Raw genomic sequence first — 23,845 nt, 5'->3', positions numbered from 1 at the left:
GCGACCGGTACGCGTCCGGCGGCAATCCCTACAAAGACACCGGAGGAGACAGAAATGACCATGACCCGACGCCAGTTCCTGGCATCCACAGCGACTACCGCCGCGGCGACTTCCGCCGGGCTTGCAGCCCTGCCCGGTGTCGCACTCGCACAAAGCGACACCGCGCGCATTCTTGTCGGCTTCCCGCCCGGTGGCACGCCGGACGTCCTGGCTCGCCGCCTGGCGGAGAAGATGCAGGGTGGTTACGCCAAGGCAGTCATCGTCGATAACCGCGCCGGGGCGGCCGGGCAAATCGCCGCGCAGGCCATGCGAGCTGCCGCTCCGGACGGCAATACGATGCTTCTGACGCCGATGTCGATCCTCGGCGTCTATCCGCACACGTACAAGCATCTCTCCTATGACCCACGGACAGATCTTGTTCCGGTGACGAAGGCGGTCTCCTTTGATTATGTTCTGGCGGTAGGCCCCGCTGTCCCGGATTCCGTACGGACTGTCCCCGAGTTTCTGGCCTGGTGCAAAGCGAATCCGGGCAAGGCAAGCTTCGGCTCTCCGGCAACAGGCTCGACCCTGCACTTTATCGGCATTCTGCTTGGTCGCGCGGCAGGCGTGGAGTTGACTCACATCGGATTCCGCGGCACACAGGCTGCGTTGCTCGACCTGGTCGGCGGACAGATTCCGGCCGTGTGTGGACCGCTCGGAGAGTTCATGAAATTTGCGTCCGCCGGCAAGTGCCGCGTGCTGGGGACATCTGGCGCCAGCCGCAGTCGTTTCTTCCCCAACGTGCCGACCTTCGTCGAGCAAGGCTACAAGGGCATGGCATTCAGCGAATGGTACGGCTTCTTCCTTCCCGCTCGCAGCAGTGCGGCGACGATCCAGAACCTGAACGCCGCGGTACGCACAGCGCTTTCGCATCCTGATGTCGTCGAGAGCCTTGCCGCCTTCGGACTCGAACCCGCGCCGTCGACTCCCGCAGACCTGGATGCCACCCTGCGCGCTGATACTGCCCGTTGGGCCAAACTGGTTGCTTCCGTTGGCTTCACTGCGGAATCGTAGTTGGCCCTCCCGGCTCCCGGCCGGGGTATTGCGCCAGGACATTGCTCCGGGTGTGCCCGAGGCCGTTGACCATTCCGAACGGATTCCGGCTATTTCCGGCTAGTCCAATTGAACGATGCGGGAAACGCCATCGGCCAGCAGAGTTGCGCTCGACGAAGCCATCCGCTTTTCGCGCGCGGTTGGGGTGCAGCGCGACAAACGTGATCGTGCCTGGAGCACAACCGGACATGCGAGGGATGACATTATGAAGCGGCGTCCTGCATTTCCATATATGGCCATGGAGCTTCCAATGAAGTCATTCGAAGGTAAGGTTGCGTTGGTAACCGGCGCGGCGACTGGCATCGGCCGCCAGACCGCACTGAGCTTTGCCAGCGCTGGTGCCGATGTCGCATTATTGGACACCGCAGTCACCGCTGCTGAAGAAACAGCCCATGAAATCGAGAAGGCCGGCTCGAGGGCACTGTTTGTTCGCGCGGACGTTTCGCAGGGCGCAGACGTTGCCAGGGCAATCGGCGAGACCATCGGCTCGTTCGGCCGCCTTGACTACGCGTTCAACAATGCAGGCATAGCGCCCCGCGGAATGCCGATCACCGAGTTATCCGAGGAAGAATGGGATAAAGCGATTGCCGTGAACCTGAAGGGGGTCTGGCTGTGCATGAAGCATCAATGTGCATGGATGCTGGAGCACGGTGGCGGCGTGATCGTGAACACATCCTCCATCATGGGACTCGTCAGCGGGCCGGGGCTCTCGGCATACTCGGCCTCGAAAGCAGGTGTGATAGGGCTGACACGGTCGGTGGCCGTCGACTATGCCAGCCGTGGCATTCGCGTCAATGCCATCTGTCCCGGAGGCATCGCGCACACAGCCATCACGGACCGCCCGGAGAATCAGCAGGACATGGCGCAGCTTAGGTTGGCTACGCCAATGCAACGGCTAGGGGAGCCGGCTGATATTGCGGGCACGGTCATGTGGCTCTGCTCCCCGGGCGCTGGCTTTGTCACGGGCCAGGCCATCGCTGTCGATGGGGGCTTCACCATCTGGTGATTCCCGCGCCGACCTGTGCTGAGCGGACATCCTTCGTCCGGCTTACTTCGCCAGGTACGGGGGCCTCACGCCGGGGACCGACATGCCGACTTGCAGGATTTCGCCCGCGCTCGAATCGGTAACGTAGAGCGCCCGCCGGTCCTCTCCGCCGAAGGCGACGTTCGTCAGCGAGTGGCCCGGAGTGCCACGAATCACCTCGACCGGCTCGGCCCGGTGATTGAGCACCCAGACATAGGCAAGCCCCGGATTGGCGACAAGCAGGCGCCCATCGACGTCCATGGCGAGGCCGTCCGGCCCGCTGGGGCCGTATGACGTGAAGAATTGCCCGGCCTTGGATACGCTGCCGTCTTCCTGCAAGGGCATGCGCCAGACGCAATTGCCCCGCGTGACGGCGACGAACAGGAAGCGCTCGTCTGGCGACAGCACGATGCCGTTCGGGCTTGGCACATTGCCAAGCAGCAGTTCGAGCCGCCCTTCCCGGGTCAGCCGGTATACCCGGCCGCTGGGGTCATGCAGGCCGGTCTGTCCCTGGTCGGTGAAATAGATATTCCCGTGCGAATCCAGCGTCAGGTCATTCACGCCCTTGAAGCTTTCGGTATTGCGGCGTGGCAGGTACGGACGGACACTGCCGGCGCGCAGGTCGACTTCCATCAGCCCGTTGCGGTAGTCCGTGACCAACAGACGCGCCGCGTCCAGAAACTTCATGCCATTGGGCTCGCCGTCCCATTCGGCAACCACGTCCCAATCGCCTTTCCGGTCAACCCTGAAGATCCGGCCATTGGGGATATCGGTGACGTACAGGTTGCCGGCGTCGTCGACGACCGGGCCTTCCAGAAAGGAATCGATCTCGCGGCCACCCTGGTTCGCCCTGGACCATTCGCTTCGCCGCGCATGGCGATAGCGCGCGGGAAGGCTGGAGAACGACACGGCCTCACGGATGACCGGTGAATTCAGTAGAAACATGTCTCGACGCCTGTTCCTGTTGTTCGTGCCTTGTCGCGGTGGCGCATCCGTTACTGCTTCTGAAACCCGGTACCGCGGGCGACCTTCCCCCAGAATGCCGTCCTGCTGGTCATTTCGGTCCTGAATGCGCCGGCATCCCAATAGCCCGGCTCGGCGCCGATACTCTCAGCATAGGACTGCATGTCCCGGGTCGCCATGGCCTTGCCGACCTCTTTCTGGATGCGGTCGAGCACGTCGGCCGGCGTGCCCTTTGGCGCCCACAAACCGGTGAAATTGATGACACCGTAATCCTTGACGCCGGCTTCGGCAAACGTGGGCACGCCGGCCAGCGCGGGCAAGCGTTTGGTACCGCTGACGGCCAGCACCGCCAGCTTGTTGCCCTTGACCTGCCCGATCACGCCCGGAATGGAAGCCATCTGGAAGTCCACGGTACCGCTCAGCAGCGCGACGGTGGCCTCGCCCGCGCCCTTGAATGGCACGTGCATGAAGTGCGTTCCCGCGGCGAGGCCCAGGGCTTCGCTGGCGAAATGTGGGGTCGACCCCGGCCCACCCGATCCGTAGGACACCTTGTCGTCGGACTTCGCCGCGGTAATCAGGTCGGCCAGCGTCTTGTACTTTCCGTCAGCCTTGACCACCACGCCCATCGGGGCAAACACGTATGCTGCGACAGGCTGCAGGTCTTTCGCCGGATCGAAGGGAAGCGACTTGAAGATGTGAGGCAGCAGCGCGTAAGTCGTATCGTTGGCGAGCAGCGTGTAGCCATCCGGCGCGGCGCGCGCGACCTGGGCCGTGCCGATCGTGCCGGTCGCGCCGGCCTTGTTCTCGACATAGAAACTCTGGCCCGTCTGCTCGGAGAGACGCTGCGCCATCTTGCGGGTGACGGCGTCCACGGCGCCGCCCGGCGGGTAAGGAACGATGATCTTGACCGGCTTGGCCGGCCATCCCTGCGCTTGCGCCGCCATCGACATGGCGGCAAGGGTGGCGATCGCCAGCGCCCGGAACATCGAGGCTGCGCCTGTATTGAAATTCATGCTGTCTCCATTCGCGCGAACATTTTTTCAGGGTATCGGGGCTAGTGCTGTCCAGGCGCCGGCTCGGCCACCTTGCGCAGGACCGCCAGGGTATTGTTCGCCGCGGCGACTCCCATGTTGACGTAGGCGGCGCTGGTCACGCCACCGATATGCGGGCTCAGCACAAAGCCCGGCTGCCCATGGAAAATATGCGGTGCCTGCATCGGCTCGTGCGCAAAGCTGTCCAGGCCGGCAGCGGCCACGTGGCCCGAGCGGACAGCTTCGAGCAGCGCCGCTTCGTCGATCAGCCCGCCGCGCGCAGTATTGATGAGGATCACGCCGCGCTTGCACTGCGCCAGCGTACCGGCATTGACCATCTCCTTGTTATCGGCCGTCAACGGGCATTGCAGCGAGATGACATCGGAATCCTGCCAGATCCTTTCCAGCGGCACGGCCTCGATATAGTCCGGCAGGTCCGTGGCAAACGGATCGAAGCCGATCACACGCATGCCGATGGCATCGCACATCCTGGCGAACCGTCGCCCGATCGCGCCCAGGCCAATGAGGCCGATGGTCAGGCCATTCAGTTCCAGGCTCTTGTGGGTGGCCTTGTCCCAGTGGCCGGCATGCATGCGCGCATCCAGCTGCACCACCGACTTGGCGCAGGCAAGCATCAGCGCCAGCGCATGCTCGGCAACGGCGGCCGCATTGGCCCCGGCCGCGGCGGTCACCTCGATGCCGCGTGCCTCGGCAGCGGCCTTGTCGATGGTGTCGGTGCCGGTGCCGTGCTTCGAAATCACACGCAAGGCTGGTGCCGCATCCATGACTTCGGCCGTCACGCTGCCGTAGCGCACGATCATGCCGACCGGGTTGTGCTTCGCCGCCAGCGCGACCAGGTCGGCGGCCTGGGGCGTCTTGCCGGCGAATACGACCTCGTAGCCACCGAGCAGAGCGAGGGCTTCCGGTGCCAGGTCCGCACCCGTGACGATAATGACTGGCCGGTTCATCACAATGCCTCTCCCTCTTTCAGGACGCCGGCCGTCACCAGCGATGCCAGCAGCCAGGGCGCGTTGGTGTTGCCCTCCCTGATCTGGGCGATGCGCCTGGCTTCCGCTTCCTCCTTCTTTGCGGCGGCATCGAGCAGGGCTTCGATCTTCTCGCGCTCGACCACGACCAGGCCATCGGCATCGCCGCAGATATAGTCGCCGGGGTTCACCGTCACGCCCCCGACCGAAATCGGATGCCCGATGCGGCCGCCGACTTCCTTGGTCGGGCCATTCGGATTCGTGCCCACCGAGAAGACCGGGAACTGCATGTCGTCCAGCTCGAGGCTGTCCCGCACCGCGCCATCGATGACGACACCGGCCAGGCCGCGCTGGCGGGCGGCATGCATCATGATGGTTCCCATCAGCGCCGAGGTCTGGTCGCCCTTGCCGTCCACGACCAGCACATCGCCGGGCTGCGCAAGCGCCAGGGCTGCATGGATCATCAGGTTGTCGCCGGGACGGACTTCGACAGTAAATGCCGGGCCGGCGACCTTCATGGTCGGGCGCAGGGCTTTGATGCGGCCATGCAGGGCACCGCGGCGTCCGCCGACATCCGAGAGGATGGCCGGCTGGAACCGGGCGGCGCGCGCGACGATGTCGGCGGGAACGCGATCGAACGATTTGATGATATTGGGCAACGTCATGGAGAACTCCGGCAATACGAGAAATGGGTAAGGGATACGGGCGTCGATCAATCCAGCTTCGCGCCGGAGGCCTTGATGACCGCTGCCCAGCGTCCGATGTCCTGCCTGATCAGCGCGGTGAATGCTTCGGGTGTGCCGCCGAGCACCGACGCGCCTTGTTCATTCAGCTTTTTGGCGAGCGCCGGGGACTGGAGCGCCTTGTTGAACTCGGCATTCAGGCGCGCGACGATTTCCTTCGGTGTCGCGGCGGGCGCGACGAAGCCGAACCAGGTCGCCGTCTCGAAGCCGGGATAGCCCGACTCGGCAACGGTGGGCACCTGGGGCAGGTCTTGCAAGCGCTTCGATGACGTCACCGCGAGCGGCCGCAGCTTGTTGTTCTTGATATGCCCGAGCAGCGTCGGCACGGACGCCATGTACAGGTCGACCTGCCCGCCCATCAGGTCGTTGACCGCCTGGGCCGCGCCCTTGTACGGCACGTGGGTGAACTTCACTTTCGCGGTGCCTTGCAGCTGCTCGCCACCCAGGTGCGCAACGGTGCCGTTGCCCGGCGAGGCGAAATTCAGCGATCCGGGCTTTGTCCTGGCGGACTGCATCACGTCCTTCATCGTCTTGTACGGCGAGTTGACGTGCGTCACCAGCACCAGCGGCGCGGAGGCGACCAGGCTGATCGGCGCAAGGTCCTTCAGCGGGTCATACGGCAGCCGTTCGTACAGCGAAGGATTGATGGCAAGGTTGCTGGTCTGCCCCATGGCGATGGTGTAGCCATCGGCGGGCGCCTTGGCCGCCGCGTCCACGCCGAGGTTGCCGCCGGAGCCCGGCTTGTTTTCCACGACGAACACCCAGCCGGTCGACCTGCCGACGGTATTGGTCACTTCCCGCGCGATGATGTCGGTGCCGCCGCCGGCGGGGAACGGGACGATGACGCGGATGGGCTTGGCGGGATACTGGGGCGCGGCGTGGACGGTGGCGGTTGCCATCAGGAGGCCGGCAAGGGCCAGAATGCCGCGGCGGAATATTGCCTTCATGGTGTCTCCGAATCTGGTTTCGTTGTGATTCGGATTGTGGTCGCTCGTTTCACGGCATACAATGCCGTTTCACACCGTGCACCGCATTTCGTCCCATGAACCCAAAAAGTGATGCGCAATCCGCCTCAGATGGCAATGAGGGGCCGAGCGCCGTGATCGCTGTGACGCGCGCCTTGCGCGTGCTGGAAGCGTTCGGCGTCAACGACCCGCAGTTGTCGCTGGCGGAACTCAGCCGGCGCACCGGCATCCACAAGACCACGGTGCTGCGGCTAGCGCGCACGCTGGCGGCGGACAACTACCTGGTACAGAAGGAAGACGGCAGCTGGCGGCTCGGCCGCGCGGCGGGATGGCTGGGCGCGTGTTACCAGGCAACGTTCAATGTGCAGGAAGTGGTGGAGCCCGTGCTGCGGGAGCTGACGATCAGGACCGGCGAAAGCGCTTCGTTCTACGTCCGCGAGGGTCAGCAGCGAACCTGCCTGGTCCGTGTCGAAGGCCCGCAGGCCATCCGCCATCACGTCAGGATCGGCGCGGCACTGCCGCTGGACAGCGGCTCGCCCGGACGGGTCATCCTGGCTTTCTCAGGCGAATCGGGCGAGCTTTATGAAATGATCCGGCGCCGCGGATTCCACCTGTCCCTCGGCGAGCGCGAACCCGAAGTCTCCAGCGTTTCCGCGCCGGTGTTCGGGTTGCACTGGCGCCTGCTGGGCTCGATGTGTATTTCAGGCCCGACTTCCCGGCTCGGCGAAGAGCGGTTGCTGGAGCTGGCGCAGACCGTGGTCGATGCGGCGACCAAGCTGTCGTACGCGATGGCAGGCAGCCAGCGGCCTGCCATGCAGATTGAACGGCCGTCGACCTGGCATCCTTGACGGGACAGGAGCCGACGGATTACCTGCCTCAGAAGAAGTGCCGGATCCCGGTGCGCAGCAACAGCTGGTTCCGGTTGGACGAGACATTGGCCGCCCCGGCGATAAAAGCGGCATCGAGAACCGTACCGGTGGCATCGCCGCCAACGCGCTGGTACATCCCCTGCAGATAGACATCGGTCCGCTTCGACAGCTGGTAATCCGCCATCATGCCGATCGAATGGTAGACGGGATGCTGCCTGCCGGATGTCGCGCTGACGCTTGCGCGCGTATAGGTGTACATCACCCCCGCCCAATACGAGGCGCCAAACTGGTACTTGGCATTGACCTCGAAGTTCTGGAACCTGAGCGAAGACAGCGACCCCGCCGGCGGGACGATCGGCCCGACATAGCCGGAGCTTTGCGGATTTTCCACATCGGCATCGGAATACACGACTCCCAGCGCTGCCTTGCCAATGGAATAAGTGGCTCCCGCGCCAAAGATCCTCAGCCTGCTGCCCAGCAGGTTCTGGTCGCCGCCGTTGTTGATCGCACCGTAGGACGTGGCCGACGGATTGTCGGCCCGCAGATAGGCTGCCGACACGACCAGCCCGCCGCTGGCATACTGGCCGCCTACGCTGTACTGGCGATTGTTCGACCAGCTGGCGTCATCGCTGAAGCTGTACGTTGCGCCGAATTTCAGGCCGCCCAACGCAGGACTGGTGTACTTGAGAGTGTTATTGACGCGGAATGTGTTGATCAGGTTGTCATTGTCGTACGGGTGGGCAAACATGTAGCCGCCCCACGTGCCGCCTGCGGAATTCTGCGCGAGGAAGTCGACCACCGAGTCATATTGCCGGCCGGCGGTGAGCGCACCCGCACTGTCACTGGAAAGCCCCACGTATGCCTGGCGTCCGAACAGGAGACCGCCCTGGTACGCGCGGCCGCTGTCCACGTCGAACCCGTTCTCAAGCTGGAACACGGCCTTGACGCCGCCGCCCAGGTCCTCCGTCCCCTTGAGGCCCCAGCGGCTGCCATGCGGAAATCCGCTTGCCATCTCCACCATGCTGTGGCCGCCGACGTTGCTCGTATAGTTGAGGCCCTCGTCGAGCACCCCATACAAGGTCACCGAGCCCTGCGCGAATGCCGGTGCGGACAACGCACACAGCAAAGCGGACAACCGAATCTTCATCTTTGTCTCCGCGGACATATTCTTGTCCTGTTTCTATATCGATTTCACTGCCCGGCAGCGCGCTCAGGCACTGCGCCCGGTTCCCGCGCATCCGGTGCCCGGGAACGTTGTCCGCGCGTGGCGAGCCAACACAGGATGGAACCCGCGCAGACCATCGATGCGCCCTTCCAGAACGCGATTGACAGCGGCGTGCGCAACAGCATGGCCGCCAGCGCAGCGGAAAGGACCGGGATGAAATAGGAGGCGCCAGCAAGCACGGAGACGTTGCCGTGCAGGATGCCGACGTTCCAGGCCGCGTAGCCAAACCCCATCGCGGAAGCTGCCAGCGCCAGGTACACGATGACCTGGTAGCTGAACACCATTGCCCCGCCGTCGCCGGTGAAATACTTGATCCACAGCACCAGCGCCGTCAGCATGAAGAACAGCGTGATGCCATTCTTCCCGCCCGCGATCCGGCTGGTCACGGTGCAATAGGCGGCCCAGATCATCGCGCCCGCAAAAGCCAGCCCATAACTGAGCGGGTTGTCCTGGACATTTGCCGCCATCCCGGCGAGGTCCAGTCCCTGGTCGCCCCCGAGTACCCGGCAGATGCCAAGGATGGCAATCGAAAAGCCAGGAAGGATCAGCAGGTTCGATTTCTGGCCGTTGAACGCAATCGCGCACAACATGGTGAAGCTCGGCCACAGGTAATTGACCATGCCGACCTCGATGGCCTGCCTGCCACTGTTGGCATAGCCGATCGACAGGGACAGGCACAGCTCGTAGGAAACAAACAGGATGCTTCCCCAGATGAGATAGCGCCGGGGCAATTCACCTGGCCTGACGAAGCCAACGGTCAGCCAGAGCATGACCGAGGCAACGGTATAGATCATGGCCGCGCCGCCGGTTGCGCCAAGGCTTTCACTGACGCCTCGGATCAGGCCGACGATCGAACTCCATAACAGGATCGCGATTAGCCCGATGACTGTTGCCTGACGCTTGCTTCGGATGACACCTGCTTGCATGGAACTGATGACTTTATGAGGGACGATGGAAGGACAAGGCCGGAGCGCGGCTCCAGCGAGTCGCGCATGATACGTGTGTTGAAAGGCGGCCGGGCATCGCGCGAGCGTCATGCCCGGTCCCGACGGGACCCGGGGCATGGCTCGCCAGATCAGTTAACTGTTGCCCGCCTGGTCCGGTACGTCGATCCAGATGGTCTTCTGCTCGGTGTACTGGTCATGTGCCCAGATCGATTTGTCCCGGCCACCGAAGCCCGATTCCTTGTAGCCACCGAACGGCGTGGTGATGTCACCCTCGCCGAAGCAGTTCACCGTCACCACGCCGGCACGGATTTCCCGCGACAGCCGGATCGCATGGTTCAGGCTGCTCGTATAGACCGAGGCCGCGAGTCCATAGACCGAGTCATTCGCCAGTGCGATGGCTTCGTCGACGGTGTTGAACGTCGTGACCGAAAGGATGGGACCGAAGATCTCTTCCCGGAACAGCCTGCTGTCCCGGCCCACGCCGTCGACCACGGTCGGCTCGACGAAAATGCCGCCCTCCGTGCCGCCGCCAAAGGCCACGCGCAGTCTCTCGATGCCGGCCTGCTCGATGTACGAGTTCACCTTGCCGAAATGGGCTTCGCTGACCAGCGCGCCAATCCGATGCTCCGGATCGAGGGGATTTCCCATCTTCCATTCGCGCATGTGGACACCGATGCGCGACAACAGCGCATCCTTGATCTCGGCATGGACGATCAGGCGCGACGAGGCCGAGCAGTTCTCGCCCATGTTCCAGAAAGCACCGTTGACCACGTGCTGCGCGACGACATCGAGGTTCTCGGCGTCTTTCAGCACCACCGCGGGGTTCTTGCCGCCGCACTCGAGCACGATGCGCTTCAGGTTCGAGTCGGCCGCGTATTTGAGGAACAGCCGGCCGGTAGCCGTCGAACCGGTGAAGCTCACCATGGACACATCCATGTGCATCCCCAGCGGCTCGCCCACCTCCTTGCCGCCGCCCGGCAGCACATTGAACACGCCGGCGGGCACGCCGGCCTCATGCGCAAGCTCGGCCACGCGCAGCGCCGTCAGCGTGGTTTCCTTGGCCGGCTTGACAATGATCGAGCAGCCCGCGGCCAGCGAAGGCCCGATCTTCCACGCCAGCATCAGCAACGGGAAGTTCCACGGCAGCACCAGGCCCACCACCCCGATGGGCTCGCGCACCACCAGCGACAATGCGCCCACCCCGACCGGCGCCGTGCTGTCATAGATCTTGTCGATCAGCTCTGCATGCCAGCGGATCGTATGGATGGTCTCGGGGATGTCGGTGTTCTGGCATTCGCGGATCGGCTTGCCGCTGTCCAGGCTTTCCATGACGGCCAGTTCATGGGCGTTCCTTTCGAGCAGGTCGGCGAAACGCAGCAGGACTGCCTTGCGCTCGGCCGGAGCGCGGCGGTGCCAGCGTCCGTCCTCGAATGCCGCCCTGGCCTTCGCTACCGCGATATCGACATCGCGCGCATCGCAGGCGGCGATACAGGCCAGCATTTCGCCGGTCGCGGGATTGGTGCTCTGGAACGTTGCGCCCGACACCGAGGGCACATAGGCGCCGTCGATGAATGCCTGCGTCGGCAGTGCGATGTCCCGGGCGATCGCTGCATACTCGGCAGCCGTCAGTAGCCGCGCCATCAGACCTTCCCCCCGACGACAGCGGCGACATCCTGCCTGAGCCTGGCGACAATGGCCTGCAATGCCTGTTGTTCCGCTTCGTCGAGCCCTTGCAGCGGCGCGCGGACGCCCCCCGGGCGCAGGCCGGCGAGCTGGCAGCCAGCCTTGATCGACTGCACGAACTTCCCGCCTTCCAGGAAATCCATCAGCGGCAGCAGCGCGGCCATGATGCGGCGGCCCTTGTCGAAATCCTTCTCGATGACGCACGCTTCATAGAGCGCAACATGCTCGCGCGGGATAAAGTTCGAGCCGGCGCAGACCCAGCTGCGCGCGCCCCAGGCAAAGAACTCCAGCGCCTGGTCGTCCCAGCCGCACGAAATGCCGATGTTCCTGAACTCCGTGGCCAGCATGTGCAGCTGTGCCGCCTGGCCCGAGCTTTCCTTGATGGCCACGAAATTGCCGGAAGCCGCCGTGACAGTGCGAAAGAACTCGCGGCCCATCGACACGCCCATCCGGCCGGGATAGTTGTAGAGCATGATGGGCAGGCCGGCGGCCCGGTCGATCGCGAGCGCGTGCGCGGCGTTTTCCTGCTCGGTCGGCAGCGCGTATGGCGGCGAGCCGACCAGGATGGCATCGGCGCGGATGGCCCTGGCCGCCTTCGCATACTCGACCGAATCTTCGGTGCGCACGGCGCCGGTGCCGACCACCAGCGGCACGCGCGTGCCGATGACTTCCCTGGCCAGCGCGGCAAGATCGAGGCGTTCCTGCGCCGTATGCGCATAGTATTCGCCGGTCGAGCCCCCGATGACGATGCCGTGTACCCTGGCTTCGATCAGTGATTCAAGGACTTCCGCAAAGGCGGCGTTGTCGATCTTGCCTTCCGCCGTCAAGGGCGTGATGGCAGGCGTATAGATGCCTTCGAATTTCATGGTTTCTCCGTGGAGTCAGGAAGGATGTTGATGAGGACGAGCGGCCTAGCGATTCAGTGATGCCGCTTCCTGCAGGCTGAGCGAGCGCGTTTCGGGAGCCAGCGCCAGCGATACCAGCAGGCCGAGCAGCGTGACCCCGGCGGCGGCGAACATGGTGTTGCCGATGCCGATGCTCTGCAGCGAGATGGGCACCAGCCACGTACCAATGGCCGCACCGATACGTGACAGCGACGCGCCCATGCCGACCGCGGCGGAGCGGATCTCGGTAGGGAACAATTCATTCGGGTAGACCAGCTGCAGTACCTGGGCGCCGCCGATAAAGACCGCGTACGCGCCGAACAGCGCCAGCACCAGCACCTCGGCGCCACTGGAGAACGCGCCCAGCCCCAGCAGCGCAAGGCCGGACCACAGGAAGCTGTGGATCAGCATGCTGCGCCGGCCGATGACATTGATCAGCCGCGTGGCGATGAAGCAGCCCACCACGAACAGCAGCGTGATGGCCACCGAGCCATACGACGCCCACGCGCCCTTCAGGTTGAGTGCCTGCAATACCGTCGGCGCGAACGCATACACGGCAAAGACGGGAATGACCGAGCAGCTCCAGAACACCGACACGAACAGCATGCGCTTGCCGTAGCCCGAGTGCAGCAGGCTCAGGATCGACACCTTTTTCTCGGCCGGCTGTTCCGGCAGGTTCCGCAGCGAGAACGACGGGCCATAGACCTTCCTGATGACGCGCTCGGCTTCCGCGGTGCGCCCCTTGCTCAGCAGCCAGCGCGGCGATTCGGGCGTGCCGATGCGCAACAGCAGCAGCACCACGCCGATCACCGCCGGACTGGCCAGCACCAGCCGCCATGCGTCCGGCCGCCCGCTGTCCAGGATCATGTTGCCGACGATATAGGCGAGTGCGGCGCCGGCGAACCACAGGATGGTCAGCATCGCCAGGCGCGGGCCGCGGTACTTCTTCGGCATGAATTCCACCAGCAGCGACCCCGCCACCGGATATTCAAACCCGACGCCCACGCCGATCAGGAAGCGGAAGAAGAACAGCGCGACGCCCGAATCGGCCCAGAACTGCGCCACCGAGCACAAGACGAAAATCGTCGGCCCGAAGAAATACAGCTTCTGGCGACCCAGGTGGCCGGTCAGCAGGCCGCCAAGGAAGCCGCCGCAAAAGATGCCCAGCAAGGCGGAGGCCGCGACCATGCCCTGCCAGAAGCCGTCCAGCTCGAGCGCGGACGACAGCTGCACCATTGCCACGCCGATAATGCTCAGGACGTAGCCGTCCAGCACCCAGCCGCCGCCGGAGCGCACGCTGAGCAACTGGTGGAAGCCATTCAACGGCACGTCTTCGATCGATACATTGTTTGCCACGCTTTGTCTCCTGCAATGCCCAGGCCGCCCTGATGGAATGCGGAACCTGAGTCTTTTAATGAAACCGAAGGGTCCGGGGACCCCTGGATGAAGGATCAGATCTCCCTGCCCGCGCGGCGCTGTCCCAGCCACAGGTTGGTGTTCACGCCCAGGGACAGGAACGGTTCGGGCGGATTCCGGTTCGGCCCCGGCGATGACAGCAGGAAGTCGATCAGGTCATTGCGCTCGCCTGCCAGGTAATCCGCCAGCAAAGTCCCGGTGACGGTGCCGCGGGTTACCCCCAGGCCATTGCAGCAAAGCGCGCCGTAGACATTGGGAGCGAGCTGGCCGAATTGGCCCATGTGGTTGCGCGAGAGCGCCAGCGAGCCGCCCCAGGTGTATTCGAATTCGACGCCGGGCAGCATCGGGAAGCGGCGCTCGAAGGATTCCCGGTGGGTCCTGACAAAGCGTTCCAGATATTTCTGCTGGCTCCGCCCGTCGCGATTGAAGCTGAAGCTGTTCCGGACCAGGATGCGGTTGTCGTGGGTGCGGCGCAGCGTGGTGCCGTACGGGTCCGCCGGGGTCAGGCCCCAGAAAGGCTTGCCGCCGAGGCGCGCCTGTTCGGCCTGTGTCAGCGGCCGCGTCAGGCTGGCGTAGGTGAAGATCGGCAGCATGGTCCCTTGCAGGAAGCCGAAGCGCATGCCGAAGGCGTTGTTCGTCAGGACCAGCTGGTCCGCGACGATGCGGCCATGCCGGTGCGACAGCACGATCTTTTCACCGTATTCCACGTCGGTGATGGCCGTGTGCTCGTAGAGCTCCACGTTTGCGGGGAGGCTGTTGGCCAGGCCCTTCACCAGCGCCGCCGGCTGGATCAGCGCGGTGCCGGGGGTGAACAGCGCCTTCCGGTAGTAGGACGTGCCGATGTGGTCGGGCAAGGCTTCGCCTTCGATCATCTCGTACGGCTGGCCCAGCTTGTCCAGGCCGCGCCGATAGGCGTCGAGTACGGCGACACCGCGATCTTCGATCGCTGCCTGGTATTTGCCGGAGGCCCGGAACTGGCAGTCGATCTGGTGTGCCTCCACCAGCGACCTGAGGATCTGCTGCCCGGTCAGGTTCAGTTTCAGGCTGATCTTTGCCGCTTCGATCTCGCCGATGTAGTCCTCGGCCCCGATGTCATGGGGCAGGTCGATCGCAAAGCCCGCATTTCGCCCGGACGCGCCCAACCCCACCTCCTGGGCCTCCACCAGCACCACCGCATCGCCCGGGAAGTTGAGCGCCAGTTGCCGGGCCGCGGCAAGGCCGGTGAATCCGGCACCGATTACCACCCAGCGCGCCCTGCTCTCTCCCGAATGCGAGGGCTTCGGCTTGCGCGGCTGGCTCAGGTGAAACCAGCCGCAGGTCGAATCGTCGGCGGGAATGGAAGTTACTTTGGTCATGTCGAAAACTCGCTGTCGCCCTTGTCTCCACCGCTCCCGATCCGGCGCCGGAGCGCGTGTCGTAGTCGTCGTGGTCATCGCAATCGCCTGTCTACAAATTGTAGGCATAGAATATTCATACGCTAGACATGCCGCCATCAGGGTAAACGCGGCAGCGAAATCGCGTGGAAGTGGCGTCGAAATGGTGTCGAAAGGCGATTGATATGCCGCATGAAGCAATTTTTTCGCGACAGTCGGGATGGGGGCCATCGCCCGCCTGCTATAAAATGTCTACGATTGATAGACAAAGGCGATGATGATGGCGAAGACAAAGGCAGCCGCCGAGAACGATTCCCCGCTGGCCGATCCTTCCGTTGACCGGAAGGCGCTGCTGAGCGAAGCCTTGCGCAGGCGAATCGTCAGCATGGAGATGGCGCCGGGCGCCGTGGTGGATGAACTGGCGTTAAGCGAAGAGTTCGGCTTGTCGCGGCCGCCGGTCCGGGAACTGATGCGGCAGATGGCGGCGGAGGGATATATCGAGCTCGAGGCCAACCGGGCGGCGCGCGTGTCGTCGATGAACCATCAGTCGCTGCGGAATTTCTTCCTGGCCGCGCCGCTGATCTATATCGCGACCACGCAACTGGCCGCGACGAATGCAACGCATGCCGAGATCGAAGAACTGAAGCAGATCCAGCTGCGGTTCCGCGAAGCCATCGAAAAGAACGATGTCGAGAATCGCGTGCTGTACAACGACCAGTTCCATCTGCAGATCGGCAAGATGGCCCATAACCCTTACCTCATGCCAAGCCTGCGCCGGATCCTGATCGACCATGCCCGGCTCGGCAAGATCTTCTACCGGCATCCGACCACGCACGACATGGAGGCGGATCTCGGCAAGGCGGCCGGCCAGCACGAGCAGATCATCGAGGCCATCGAGCGTCACGATGCGCAGGCCGCGGGGGATATCGTGCGCGCGCACATGGACCTGTCCCGCCGCCGGATGACGGAGTACGTCGCGCCTGTCGGCGTCGAGGTGCCGCTGGCCTATTGAAGCCGCGCCTGGCTGCGCGGCTCCGCTAGCGGCACAGCGCCATCAGCTGCACCCACGCCAGCGCATAGGCCGGATCGAGCCACGCTGCCAGTGCCGCTGCGCACACGGCCGCCAGGCCGAGCGCCGACAGCCATGCGCCCAGTGCCGGTCCGCAGCGCGGCTTCATGTCCGCGCCGGCGCGAGGCCGCTCCTGACGATCTGCCGGTCGTCGATCGGCCAGTGCAGCGCCGCGGCTACCAGGCCCAGCACCATGGCGCCGAACCAGACCGGGTCGTACGAGCGCGTCAGCTCGAACACCAGTCCGCCCAGCCATACGCCGAAGAACGATCCCAGCTGGTGGCCGAAGAACACGAAGCCGAACAGCGTGGCGAGATAGCGCACGCCGAACACCTGCGCCAGGATCCCGTTGGTCAGCGGCACGGTGCCGAGCCAAAGGAAGCCCATCGCCGCGCAGAACAGGTACAACGTTGGCGTGCTCAGCGGCAGCAGCAGGAACAGCGCCATCGCCGACGTGCGTGCCAGGTAGATGCCGGCAAGCAGGTATTTCTTGCTGTGGCGCCCGCCCAGCAGGCCGAACACATAGATGCCGGCCACATTGGCGAGCGCGATGATGGCGAGCGCGGCCATGCCGTCGGCCGGACGCATGCCGCGGTCGAGCAGGTAGGCGGGCAAGTGGCTGGCGATGAAAGCCAGCTGGAAACCGCAAGCGAGGAAGCCAAGGTTCAGCAGCCAGAAGCCGCGATGGCTGAGGGCCTCGCGCACCGCGGCCAGCAGCGGCAGCTCGCCGGCCGCTTTGACTGCGCCACCGTGCGCCGGCGCGGCGGCGGCCCGGTCCCGGAAAGGCAGCGCCATCGGCAGCGCCACCGCCAGGGCCACGGCAAGGATCAGCAGCGTGGCCGCCCATCCCGATCCCGCCAGCAGCCCCTGCGCCGCGGGCACCAGCGCGAACTGCGCGATGCCGCCGACAGCGCCGGCCAGGCCAAGCGCGCGGCTGCGCTGCGCGTCGCCGGTCATCCGGCTCAGTGCGCCGTACACCACGCCGAAGGTCGTGCCGGACAACGCAACGCCGATGCACACGCCTGCCGACCAGACAAAGGCCGGCGGCGTGTCCGCCTGCGTCATCCCGTACAGCCCGGCGGCATAGAGCGCCATTCCGCCGGCCATCACTTTCCATGAGCCGTACCGGTCGGCCAGCATGCCGGTAAAGGGCTGCACCAGTCCCCAGGTCAGGTTCTGCACCGCCATCGCAAAGCCGTAGGTCTCGCGGGTCCAGCCACGCTCGCCGATGATGGGCAGCAGGAACAGGCCCTGCACGTGGCGCACGCCCAGGGCCAGCCCCATCAGCAATCCTCCGGCCAGCACGAGCGCCCACATCGTTCGCCACCACGGCGTGGCGGCTTGCAGCGAAGCTATGGCGGCGGATGCGTTCGGCAGTCGTGTGGTCATGACGGCCCCCCCTTTGTCAGACGATGGGACGATGGCGCCAACCGGCGCGCAGGATGGCTCTATTGCAGCCGCCCCGGCGCCCCGCCTCAAGCGATCATTCTGTCGTTTTGCCATGCGCATCACGCATGGCAAAGGCGTCGCGGATCGTGCTGTAATGGGGTTTCGCGCGTCTGTCCGCCGTGTTTTCCGGTGTTTGCCGGTGTTTGCCTGGAGAGCCCCCGCATGTCTGTCCCGCTCGTCCGACTGTTCCCGCTCGACCTGCTCAAGGGCTTCGTCGCCGTCGGCCGGCGCATGAGCATCACCCAGGCAGCGGACGACCTGTGCCTGACGCAATCGGCGGTCAGCCGGCAGATCCACGCGCTGGAAGAGCAGCTGAAGGTGCCGCTGTTCGTGCGCAAGCATCGCGGCGTCGCCTTCACCGCCGAGGGCGAACGGTTGTTCCGCAGCGCCGACAGCGCGCTGCAGCAGCTGCAGGACGTGGTCGCCGAGGTACGCCGCATCGAGGGCCAGCGGCCGGTCACGGTCACCGCCAGCATCGGCGTGACCGGCTTGTGGCTGCTGCCGCGGCTGGGCAGCCTGCAGAAGACGCATCCGCACCTGGACGTGCGCCTGTCGGCCAGCAACCGCATCAGCGACCTGCGTGCCGAGGGCATCGACCTCGCCGTGCGCTATTGCCGCGACGCCGCGGCGCCGCCCGGTGCCATACGCCTGTTCGGCGAGCATATCGCCCCGGTCGCCCATCCCTCGCTGGTGCGCGAGATCGCCGAAGCGGGCGGGCACGACGAACCGCTGCTGAGCCTGCCGCTTCTGGAATTCGACGATCCCCGCACATGGCTGCAGTGGCGCAGCTGGCTGGAGCCAGGCGGCAACCACCAGGCGAGCCAGCGCGGCATGCTGCGCTTCAACCAGTACGACCAGGTCATCCATGCCGCGCTGGCGGGCCAGGGCATCGCACTCGGGCGGCTGGAACTGGTGCGGCCGCTGATCGATGGCGGCCAGTTGGTGATCGTGCCGACGGCGCTGCAGGCGCCGCCGAGTCCGAACGCCTACTGGCTGATCCATGCCTCGGACCAGCCGCGCGAAGACGTCAGGCGCGTGGCCGAATGGATCTGCCTGGAAGCCGCGCAAACTGTCACGACGCCCGCGCGCGCCACAGCCACCTGAAGCGCCTGACCCACGACGATCCAGCGCTGCGCGAGCGCGGCGGCGCTTCGATCTGGCACAACGCGGGGCTCGCGCCATGCAGCGCGGCGACAAACACATCGGCGTCGCGCTGCAGCCGGTAGCGTTCGCCGGGCGCAAGCATGATGTCAGCCGACGGCCTGTCCCCGGCTTCGAAGGTCAGCCACAGGCTGCCGCCCCGGCAAACCAGCTCCGCGCCGGCAGGCAGCCGCAGGCGCCGGCATTCCGCTTCGAGGGAAAGAGTGCATGAGGGCATGAAAGGCTCCGGTTGGCCTTTCCATTGTGCGAACCCTCAAGGTCGCCTGCCATGAGCATTGCGTCGGCATGACATGCCTGGCCGGCATGCCGCGCAGGCCGCGCGGCCCACCTCCCCCCGCCCTCAAAACCGATGCCGCAAGCCCACGCTCACCGACCTGGCATCGTCGCCGCTGCCCGGATCGATCGCGATGCTGTTGATGCTGGCGCTGCCGCCCGGGCTGTTATGCACCCACACCGCGCGCATGTACGCCGTGGTGCGCTTGCTCAGGTCATGGTCCCAGCCGATGGTCATGGCCAGCGGCCGTTCCCCGCCGCCCAGGATCTGCCGCTTGATTGCCGCGGCCTTGAAGGTGTCGCGCGGCGTCACCGTCCAGCTGAAGGTCACGCCATAGTGACGCGCCGAGCGCGTCTCGGGACGGTTGCTGCTGGCCATGCTGAACAGCAGGCCGACTTCCACCGGCTTGAAGCGGTAGGATCCGCCGACAAAGTGGTTCGACGTCAGCGTCGGCTCCACCGGCAAGTTGGCGCCGGAATACATGCCCTGGTAGCTGTAGAACGCGTAGACGTTGCCGGCTTCGTAGGTCGCGTTCATGCCGAAGTTCAGCCCCGAGCGCGGCGAGCCCGGCACTTCGCCCGGCGCCACCGCCGCGCCGAAGGCGAAGCCGCCCCAGTTGGGCGAGAAGTACTGCACGGCGTTGTCGAAGCGCGCGCCATAGGCGACGTGCCCGGTGCCCTGCGATGCCGTGGCACTGAGCAGGTTGAATGGCGACACCGCGCCGTTGAGCAGGAACGGGTCGAGCCGCAGCAGCGCATAGAACGACGGCGTGTACTGGCGGCCGAGGCGCAGCTCGCCCCAGCCGTCGGACAATCCCATGTACGCCTGCCGCCCGAACAGGCGGTTGTTGCCGAAGAACTCGGTGCCGTTGTCGATATTGAAGCCTGACTCGACCAGGAAGTTGGCCTTGAGGCCGCCGCCCAGGTCCTCGATGCCGCGGATGCCCCAGCGCGATGCCGCCTGCTGGCCTTCCCGCATCCGCACCACGCTGTCGGATCCCCGCGCGTATTCGATCGAGGCATCGACCACGCCGAACAGCTGCATCGTGCCCGCGGCCGTGTTGCCGCCGTAGAGCGCCGCCCCGGCCAATCCCATCGCCATCCACTGTCTAGCCTTCACGCTGCCTGTCTCCCGTCCTCGTTGTTGTCTTCGTGTCTTGCGTTTATTGCGCCTTCAGTCCCGCCACCTTCACCACCTCGCCCCATGCCGCCAGGTCGGCGCTGACGAGCCTGGCCAGTTCGGCAGCGCTGGTCGGCGTGGCCGGCTTCAGGTTCATCGCGGCGAAGCGCTCGCGGTCTTCGGGTGATTGCAGGATGCGGTTCACCTCGGCATTGAGCCGCGCGACGATCGGCGCGGGCAGCCCCCTGGGCCCGAACAGCGCGACCCAGCTGGCCTGCTGGAACGGCACGCCCTGCTCGGTCATGGTCGGCACGTCGGGCGTGGGCAGCAGCCGCTCCGGGCCCGACACGGCAATGCCGCGGATGCGGCCGGATTTCAGGTGCGGTATGGACGAGACGGAATCGGTGATGCCGATGGTCACGTGGCCGGCGGCCAGGTCGTTGCTGCACTGGGTCGCGGTCTTGTAGGGGATATGGCGCAGGTGGATGCCGGTCTTCGCCTTCAGGTACTCCATCGCCAGGTGGCCGCCAGAGCCCACGCCCCACGAGCAGTACGCCAGCTCGCTCTTGCTTGCCTTCACATAGGCCAGCAGTTCCTGCAGGTTGCGCACCGGCACGCCGGCGCTGACGGCGAGCAGGTTGCCGCCCGGCGCGCTGGGGCGCGCGATCGGCGTGAAATCCTTGACCGGGTCATAGGGCAGCGACGGCGTGGTCCACGGGTTCACCGTCAGCGTGGCGGAATAGGTGAACAGCAGCGTGTATCCGTCCGGCGCGGCGCGCGCCACGGTCTCGCTGGCGATGATGCCGTTGGCGCCGGGACGGTTGTCGACCACGACCGGCTGCTTCAGCGCCGAGGTCAGGCGCTCGGCGACCAGCCGTGCGGTCTGGTCGGTCACGGTGCCGGCGCCCGAGGGCAGCACCATGCGGATCGGCCGGTTGGGGTAGGCGGCCTCGGCGTGCGCGCCGGTGGCGGCCGACAGGGCCAGCGCCGCAATGAGGGCCGTGCCGGCCCGGCGGGCGCCGGCGTGATGGTTCAACATGCTGCTGTCTCCGTACGGCGCATTGGCCGCGCTGTGCCGGTGCGTTGCCGGCTTTGATGGAAACGGGCGCTCGCCGGCGCCCTGGGTAAGGCCGGATCAGGCTGGCGGCTCAGGTTGCGTGCGCCTGCGCCGCGTGCTCAGACTCCGCCAGCCGTTCGTAATGCCAGTCGGCATCGCCGAACAGATTCGCCAGCGCGGCCAGCCGCTTGTAGCAGTGGCCGATCTCCATCTCGTCTGTCATGCCCACCGCGCCGTGCAGCTGCACCACGTCCTCGCCAAGCGCCCGCCCAGCGACCGACACGAAGGCCTTGGCGAGCGAGACCGCGCGCCGGCGTGGGGTCGCGTCGCCGTGCAGAGCGGCGGCGGCCGCCTCGGTGATGGCGCGTGCCTGCCCGACGCTGACATACAGGTCCACCAGCCGGTGCCGGATCACCTGGTTGGCGGACAACGGGCGGCCGAATTGCTCGCGCGTCGTCGCATAGTCGCGCGTCAGTTCAAAGGCACGGTCCATGGTCCCGACCGCGTCGGCGCACGCCATCGTGGTGGCATGGTCGATGGCCGCTTCGACCAGCGGCCAGGCGCCGTGCACCGCGCCGATGCGCGCGCTGTCCGGCACGCTGACGCGGCGCAGCGTCACCGTCGCGGTCTGGCGGCCGTCGTAGGTCGGCAGCGGTTCGATGAGGATGCCGCGCGTTGCGGCCGGCACGGCGAACAGCGTCAGGCCGTCGTAATCGCGGCGCGCGCCGCGGGTGCGGGCCAGCACCAGCAGCACATCGGCGCTGCCGCCGCCGAGGACCAGGGTCTTGCGGCCATCCAGCATCCACTGGCCAGTGGCATCGTCGTGCTGCCGGGCGGTGGTGGCGACGTCGAAGGCGTCATGGCGCCCCTGCGTCTCCCATGCGGCCAGTGCCAGCAGCGTGCGTCCTTCCGCCATCGCCGTAGCGGTGGCCACATGCGCCGGATCGCCGCACGCGGCCAGCAGCGGCGCGCACAATGCGGCATTGGCCAGCCACGGTTCCGCCGGCTGCGCGCGGCCCAGCTCCTCGGCCAGCAAGGCCTGGTCGCTGGCATCGCCGAGGCCGCCGCACGCTTCCGGCAGGCCCAGCGCCAGCCAGCCGAACCCGGCAAATGCCTGCCAGTGCCTGCGCGAGAAGCCGCCCGGTTCGGCCAGCGCCGCGCCACGCTGTGCGAAGCCGTAGTCGCGTTCGACATAGCGCCGCACGCTTTCCTGCAGCATGCGGCGATCGTCCTGATCGTCCTGAAGGTCGCTCATGGATTGGTTCCTGTTGCAGCGGTGCGGGGACTAGAGCCCCAGCACCTGCCTGGCCAGCAGCTCGTGCTGGATCTCGCTGGAGCCGCCGGCGATGGTGTAGCCGCGGGTGACGAAGCGCCGGGCCGAAGCCGCCGCCGCATAGGCGGATTGCCCGGGCCGCGGCGCCGCCGGCTCGAAGTGGGCGGCGCGGTCGTAGGCCAGCGTGCCGGGGCCGAGCGCGTCGACGGCAAGGTTCTCGATGTCCTGGATCAGCCGGCTGCCCAGCAGCTTGAGCATGCCGGTCTCCGGTCCCAGCCGTTCGCCGGCGCGCGCCCGCTTTCGAAAACGCAGCACGGTCGCGGCCAGCGCTTCAAGACGCACCTCCAGTTCGCGATACCTGCGGGCAAACCACGGCCGCTGCAGCAGCGGCTGACCGCCCTCTTCCAGCTCGGCGGCGATGGCGCGCACCTTGGCCAGCCGGCGCCGGTTCTCCGCCACCCGCGCCAGGTTCAGGCGCTCGTGCTCCAGCAGCGACTTGGCGATGGCCCAGCCGGCGTTTTCGTCGCCGACGCGGTTGTCGACGGGCACTTCCACGTCATCGAAGAACACCTGGTTGAACAGGTGCCAGCCGTGGATGCCCACCAGCGGCCGCACGCTGATGCCGGGGCTGCGCATGTCGACCAGCAGGAAGCTGATGCCCTGCTGCGCGCGCGCCCCGCTGTCGGTGCGCACCAGGCAGAAGATCCAGTCGGCGTACTGCGCATAGGACGTCCAGATCTTGCTGCCGTTGACCACGTACACCTCCGTGCCGTCGGGACGGGTCTTGCGCACCGCGCGGGTCTTCAGCGAAGCCAGGTCGGAGCCGGCGTTGGGCTCGGAATAGCCCTGGCACCACCAGTGCTCCAGGTTGAGGATGCGCGGCAGGAAGTACTGTTGCTGCGCCGGCGTGCCGTAGCGGATCAGGATCGGCCCGATCATCTCGATCGAGATGCCGCCGGTTTCCGGCGCGTGGGCCAGCACCAGTTCCTCCTGGAACGCGGCGCGGCGCTCGGCGCTCCAGCCCTGGCCCTGCCACTCGCGTGGCCAGTGCGGCGCTAGCCAGCCGCGTTCGGCCAGCCTGCGCTGCCACCCGATCATCTCGTCCTTGCTCACTTCCAGGCCCAGGCGCACCTTCTCGCGCACGCCATGCGGCAGCGCCTGCGCAACGAACGCGCGCACCTCGCTGCGGAAGTCCTGCAGCGAGGCTTCGCTGTCGGGGGTATCGGATACGCTCATGCGGGG

At 65.9% G+C, this 23,845-nt stretch carries 23 protein-coding genes; 5 read left to right on the top strand and 18 right to left on the bottom strand.

Translation table 11 applies throughout. The annotated features are described in order from the left end of the window. Positions 1 to 54 precede the first annotated feature (54 nt). Positions 55 to 1,053, top strand: coding sequence for a Bug family tripartite tricarboxylate transporter substrate binding protein (locus VSR71_RS04570; protein WP_342912735.1), 999 nt, complete (start codon positions 55 to 57; stop codon positions 1,051 to 1,053). Positions 1,054 to 1,342: 289 nt separating this feature from the next. Next, positions 1,343 to 2,098, top strand: a complete 756-nt coding sequence (locus VSR71_RS04565; RefSeq protein ID WP_342912734.1) for a glucose 1-dehydrogenase — start codon at positions 1,343 to 1,345, stop codon at positions 2,096 to 2,098. 42 nt (positions 2,099 to 2,140) lie between these two features. Here VSR71_RS04565 and VSR71_RS04560 read toward each other — a convergent pair whose 3' ends face one another. The 5 genes from VSR71_RS04560 to VSR71_RS04540 form a co-directional block, all read right to left on the bottom strand. Beyond that, on the bottom strand, positions 2,141 to 3,061 hold the full coding sequence (locus VSR71_RS04560; RefSeq protein ID WP_342912733.1) for an SMP-30/gluconolactonase/LRE family protein: 921 nt from the start codon (positions 3,059 to 3,061) through the stop codon (positions 2,141 to 2,143). Positions 3,062 to 3,111: 50 nt separating this feature from the next. Further along, complete coding sequence (locus tag VSR71_RS04555) at positions 3,112 to 4,065, bottom strand: tripartite tricarboxylate transporter substrate binding protein (protein ID WP_342912732.1); 954 nt, start codon at positions 4,063 to 4,065, stop codon at positions 3,112 to 3,114. A gap of 68 nt (positions 4,066 to 4,133) precedes the next feature. Further along, on the bottom strand, positions 4,134 to 5,078 hold the full coding sequence (locus VSR71_RS04550) for an NAD(P)-dependent oxidoreductase (RefSeq protein WP_342912731.1): 945 nt from the start codon (positions 5,076 to 5,078) through the stop codon (positions 4,134 to 4,136). Further along, positions 5,078 to 5,761, bottom strand: a complete 684-nt coding sequence (locus tag VSR71_RS04545) for an RraA family protein (RefSeq protein ID WP_342912730.1) — start codon at positions 5,759 to 5,761, stop codon at positions 5,078 to 5,080. Before VSR71_RS04545 ends, VSR71_RS04550 begins: the two co-directional genes overlap by 1 nt. Before the next feature lie 47 nt (positions 5,762 to 5,808). Next, positions 5,809 to 6,786 carry a tripartite tricarboxylate transporter substrate binding protein gene (locus VSR71_RS04540; protein ID WP_342912729.1) on the bottom strand — a complete coding sequence of 326 codons (978 nt, stop codon included), beginning with the start codon at positions 6,784 to 6,786 and terminating at the stop codon, positions 5,809 to 5,811. A gap of 95 nt (positions 6,787 to 6,881) precedes the next feature. Here VSR71_RS04540 and VSR71_RS04535 point away from each other — a divergent pair, with 95 nt between their 5' ends. Continuing rightward, positions 6,882 to 7,652 carry an IclR family transcriptional regulator gene (locus VSR71_RS04535; protein ID WP_342912728.1) on the top strand — a complete coding sequence of 257 codons (771 nt, stop codon included), beginning with the start codon at positions 6,882 to 6,884 and terminating at the stop codon, positions 7,650 to 7,652. A 28-nt stretch (positions 7,653 to 7,680) separates the two neighbouring features. Here the strand turns inward: VSR71_RS04535 and VSR71_RS04530 are convergent, their stop codons facing one another. The 6 genes from VSR71_RS04530 to VSR71_RS04505 all read right to left on the bottom strand — a co-directional run bounded on the left by VSR71_RS04530 (position 7,681) and on the right by VSR71_RS04505 (position 15,183). After that, positions 7,681 to 8,820, bottom strand: a complete 1,140-nt coding sequence (locus tag VSR71_RS04530) for a porin (RefSeq protein ID WP_342912727.1) — start codon at positions 8,818 to 8,820, stop codon at positions 7,681 to 7,683. A gap of 44 nt (positions 8,821 to 8,864) precedes the next feature. Next, positions 8,865 to 9,809, bottom strand: coding sequence for an aromatic amino acid DMT transporter YddG (gene yddG, locus VSR71_RS04525; RefSeq protein WP_342913119.1), 945 nt, complete (start codon positions 9,807 to 9,809; stop codon positions 8,865 to 8,867). A 168-nt stretch (positions 9,810 to 9,977) separates the two neighbouring features. Next, positions 9,978 to 11,486, bottom strand: coding sequence for an aldehyde dehydrogenase (locus tag VSR71_RS04520; RefSeq protein ID WP_342912726.1), 1,509 nt, complete (start codon positions 11,484 to 11,486; stop codon positions 9,978 to 9,980). Next, positions 11,486 to 12,394: a dihydrodipicolinate synthase family protein gene (locus VSR71_RS04515; RefSeq protein WP_342912725.1), complete on the bottom strand. Its 909-nt coding sequence runs from the start codon at positions 12,392 to 12,394 to the stop codon at positions 11,486 to 11,488. The genes VSR71_RS04520 and VSR71_RS04515 overlap by 1 nt, the downstream gene beginning before the upstream one ends. A gap of 45 nt (positions 12,395 to 12,439) precedes the next feature. Beyond that, a complete protein-coding gene (locus VSR71_RS04510) occupies positions 12,440 to 13,768 on the bottom strand; it encodes an MFS transporter (RefSeq protein ID WP_342912724.1) in 1,329 nt (442 codons plus the stop codon). Between the two features lie 95 nt (positions 13,769 to 13,863). After that, positions 13,864 to 15,183 carry an FAD-binding oxidoreductase gene (locus VSR71_RS04505; RefSeq protein ID WP_342912723.1) on the bottom strand — a complete coding sequence of 440 codons (1,320 nt, stop codon included), beginning with the start codon at positions 15,181 to 15,183 and terminating at the stop codon, positions 13,864 to 13,866. A gap of 298 nt (positions 15,184 to 15,481) precedes the next feature. Between VSR71_RS04505 and VSR71_RS04500 the strand changes: the two genes are divergently transcribed. Next, positions 15,482 to 16,213 (top strand): GntR family transcriptional regulator, encoded by a 732-nt coding sequence (locus tag VSR71_RS04500; RefSeq protein ID WP_342912722.1) that lies wholly within the window; start codon positions 15,482 to 15,484, stop codon positions 16,211 to 16,213. Between the two features lie 25 nt (positions 16,214 to 16,238). On the opposite strand, the gene VSR71_RS04495 is transcribed toward VSR71_RS04500, so the two are convergent. Continuing rightward, positions 16,239 to 16,379, bottom strand: a complete 141-nt coding sequence (locus VSR71_RS04495) for a hypothetical protein (protein WP_342912721.1) — start codon at positions 16,377 to 16,379, stop codon at positions 16,239 to 16,241. Further along, a complete protein-coding gene (locus tag VSR71_RS04490; protein ID WP_342912720.1) occupies positions 16,376 to 17,659 on the bottom strand; it encodes an MFS transporter in 1,284 nt (427 codons plus the stop codon). Before VSR71_RS04490 ends, VSR71_RS04495 begins: the two co-directional genes overlap by 4 nt. A gap of 222 nt (positions 17,660 to 17,881) precedes the next feature. Here VSR71_RS04490 and VSR71_RS04485 point away from each other — a divergent pair, with 222 nt between their 5' ends. After that, positions 17,882 to 18,823 carry a LysR substrate-binding domain-containing protein gene (locus VSR71_RS04485; protein WP_342912719.1) on the top strand — a complete coding sequence of 314 codons (942 nt, stop codon included), beginning with the start codon at positions 17,882 to 17,884 and terminating at the stop codon, positions 18,821 to 18,823. Here VSR71_RS04485 and VSR71_RS04480 read toward each other — a convergent pair. The 5 genes from VSR71_RS04480 to VSR71_RS04460 all read right to left on the bottom strand — a co-directional run bounded on the left by VSR71_RS04480 (position 18,792) and on the right by VSR71_RS04460 (position 23,839). After that, a complete protein-coding gene (locus VSR71_RS04480) occupies positions 18,792 to 19,097 on the bottom strand; it encodes a DUF2917 domain-containing protein (protein ID WP_342912718.1) in 306 nt (101 codons plus the stop codon). The two genes, VSR71_RS04485 and VSR71_RS04480, sit on opposite strands and share 32 nt — an antisense overlap. Before the next feature lie 123 nt (positions 19,098 to 19,220). Beyond that, positions 19,221 to 20,255: a porin gene (locus VSR71_RS04475; RefSeq protein ID WP_342913118.1), complete on the bottom strand. Its 1,035-nt coding sequence runs from the start codon at positions 20,253 to 20,255 to the stop codon at positions 19,221 to 19,223. A 61-nt stretch (positions 20,256 to 20,316) separates the two neighbouring features. Further along, positions 20,317 to 21,312 carry a tripartite tricarboxylate transporter substrate binding protein gene (locus tag VSR71_RS04470; RefSeq protein WP_342912717.1) on the bottom strand — a complete coding sequence of 332 codons (996 nt, stop codon included), beginning with the start codon at positions 21,310 to 21,312 and terminating at the stop codon, positions 20,317 to 20,319. Between the two features lie 109 nt (positions 21,313 to 21,421). Next, the gene (locus VSR71_RS04465; protein WP_342912716.1) at positions 21,422 to 22,585 is read right to left on the bottom strand and encodes an acyl-CoA dehydrogenase; all 1,164 of its coding nucleotides are present in this window, start codon (positions 22,583 to 22,585) and stop codon (positions 21,422 to 21,424) included. A gap of 30 nt (positions 22,586 to 22,615) precedes the next feature. Continuing rightward, a complete protein-coding gene (locus tag VSR71_RS04460) occupies positions 22,616 to 23,839 on the bottom strand; it encodes an acyl-CoA dehydrogenase family protein (protein WP_342912715.1) in 1,224 nt (407 codons plus the stop codon). Positions 23,840 to 23,845: the final 6 nt, after the last annotated feature.

This window comes from Cupriavidus oxalaticus (assembly GCF_038900635.1).
GTDB lineage: Bacteria > Pseudomonadota > Gammaproteobacteria > Burkholderiales > Burkholderiaceae > Cupriavidus > Cupriavidus oxalaticus_B.
The sequence above is the reverse complement of the archived record's forward strand: the minus strand, read 5'-3'. Positions and strand labels throughout refer to the sequence as shown.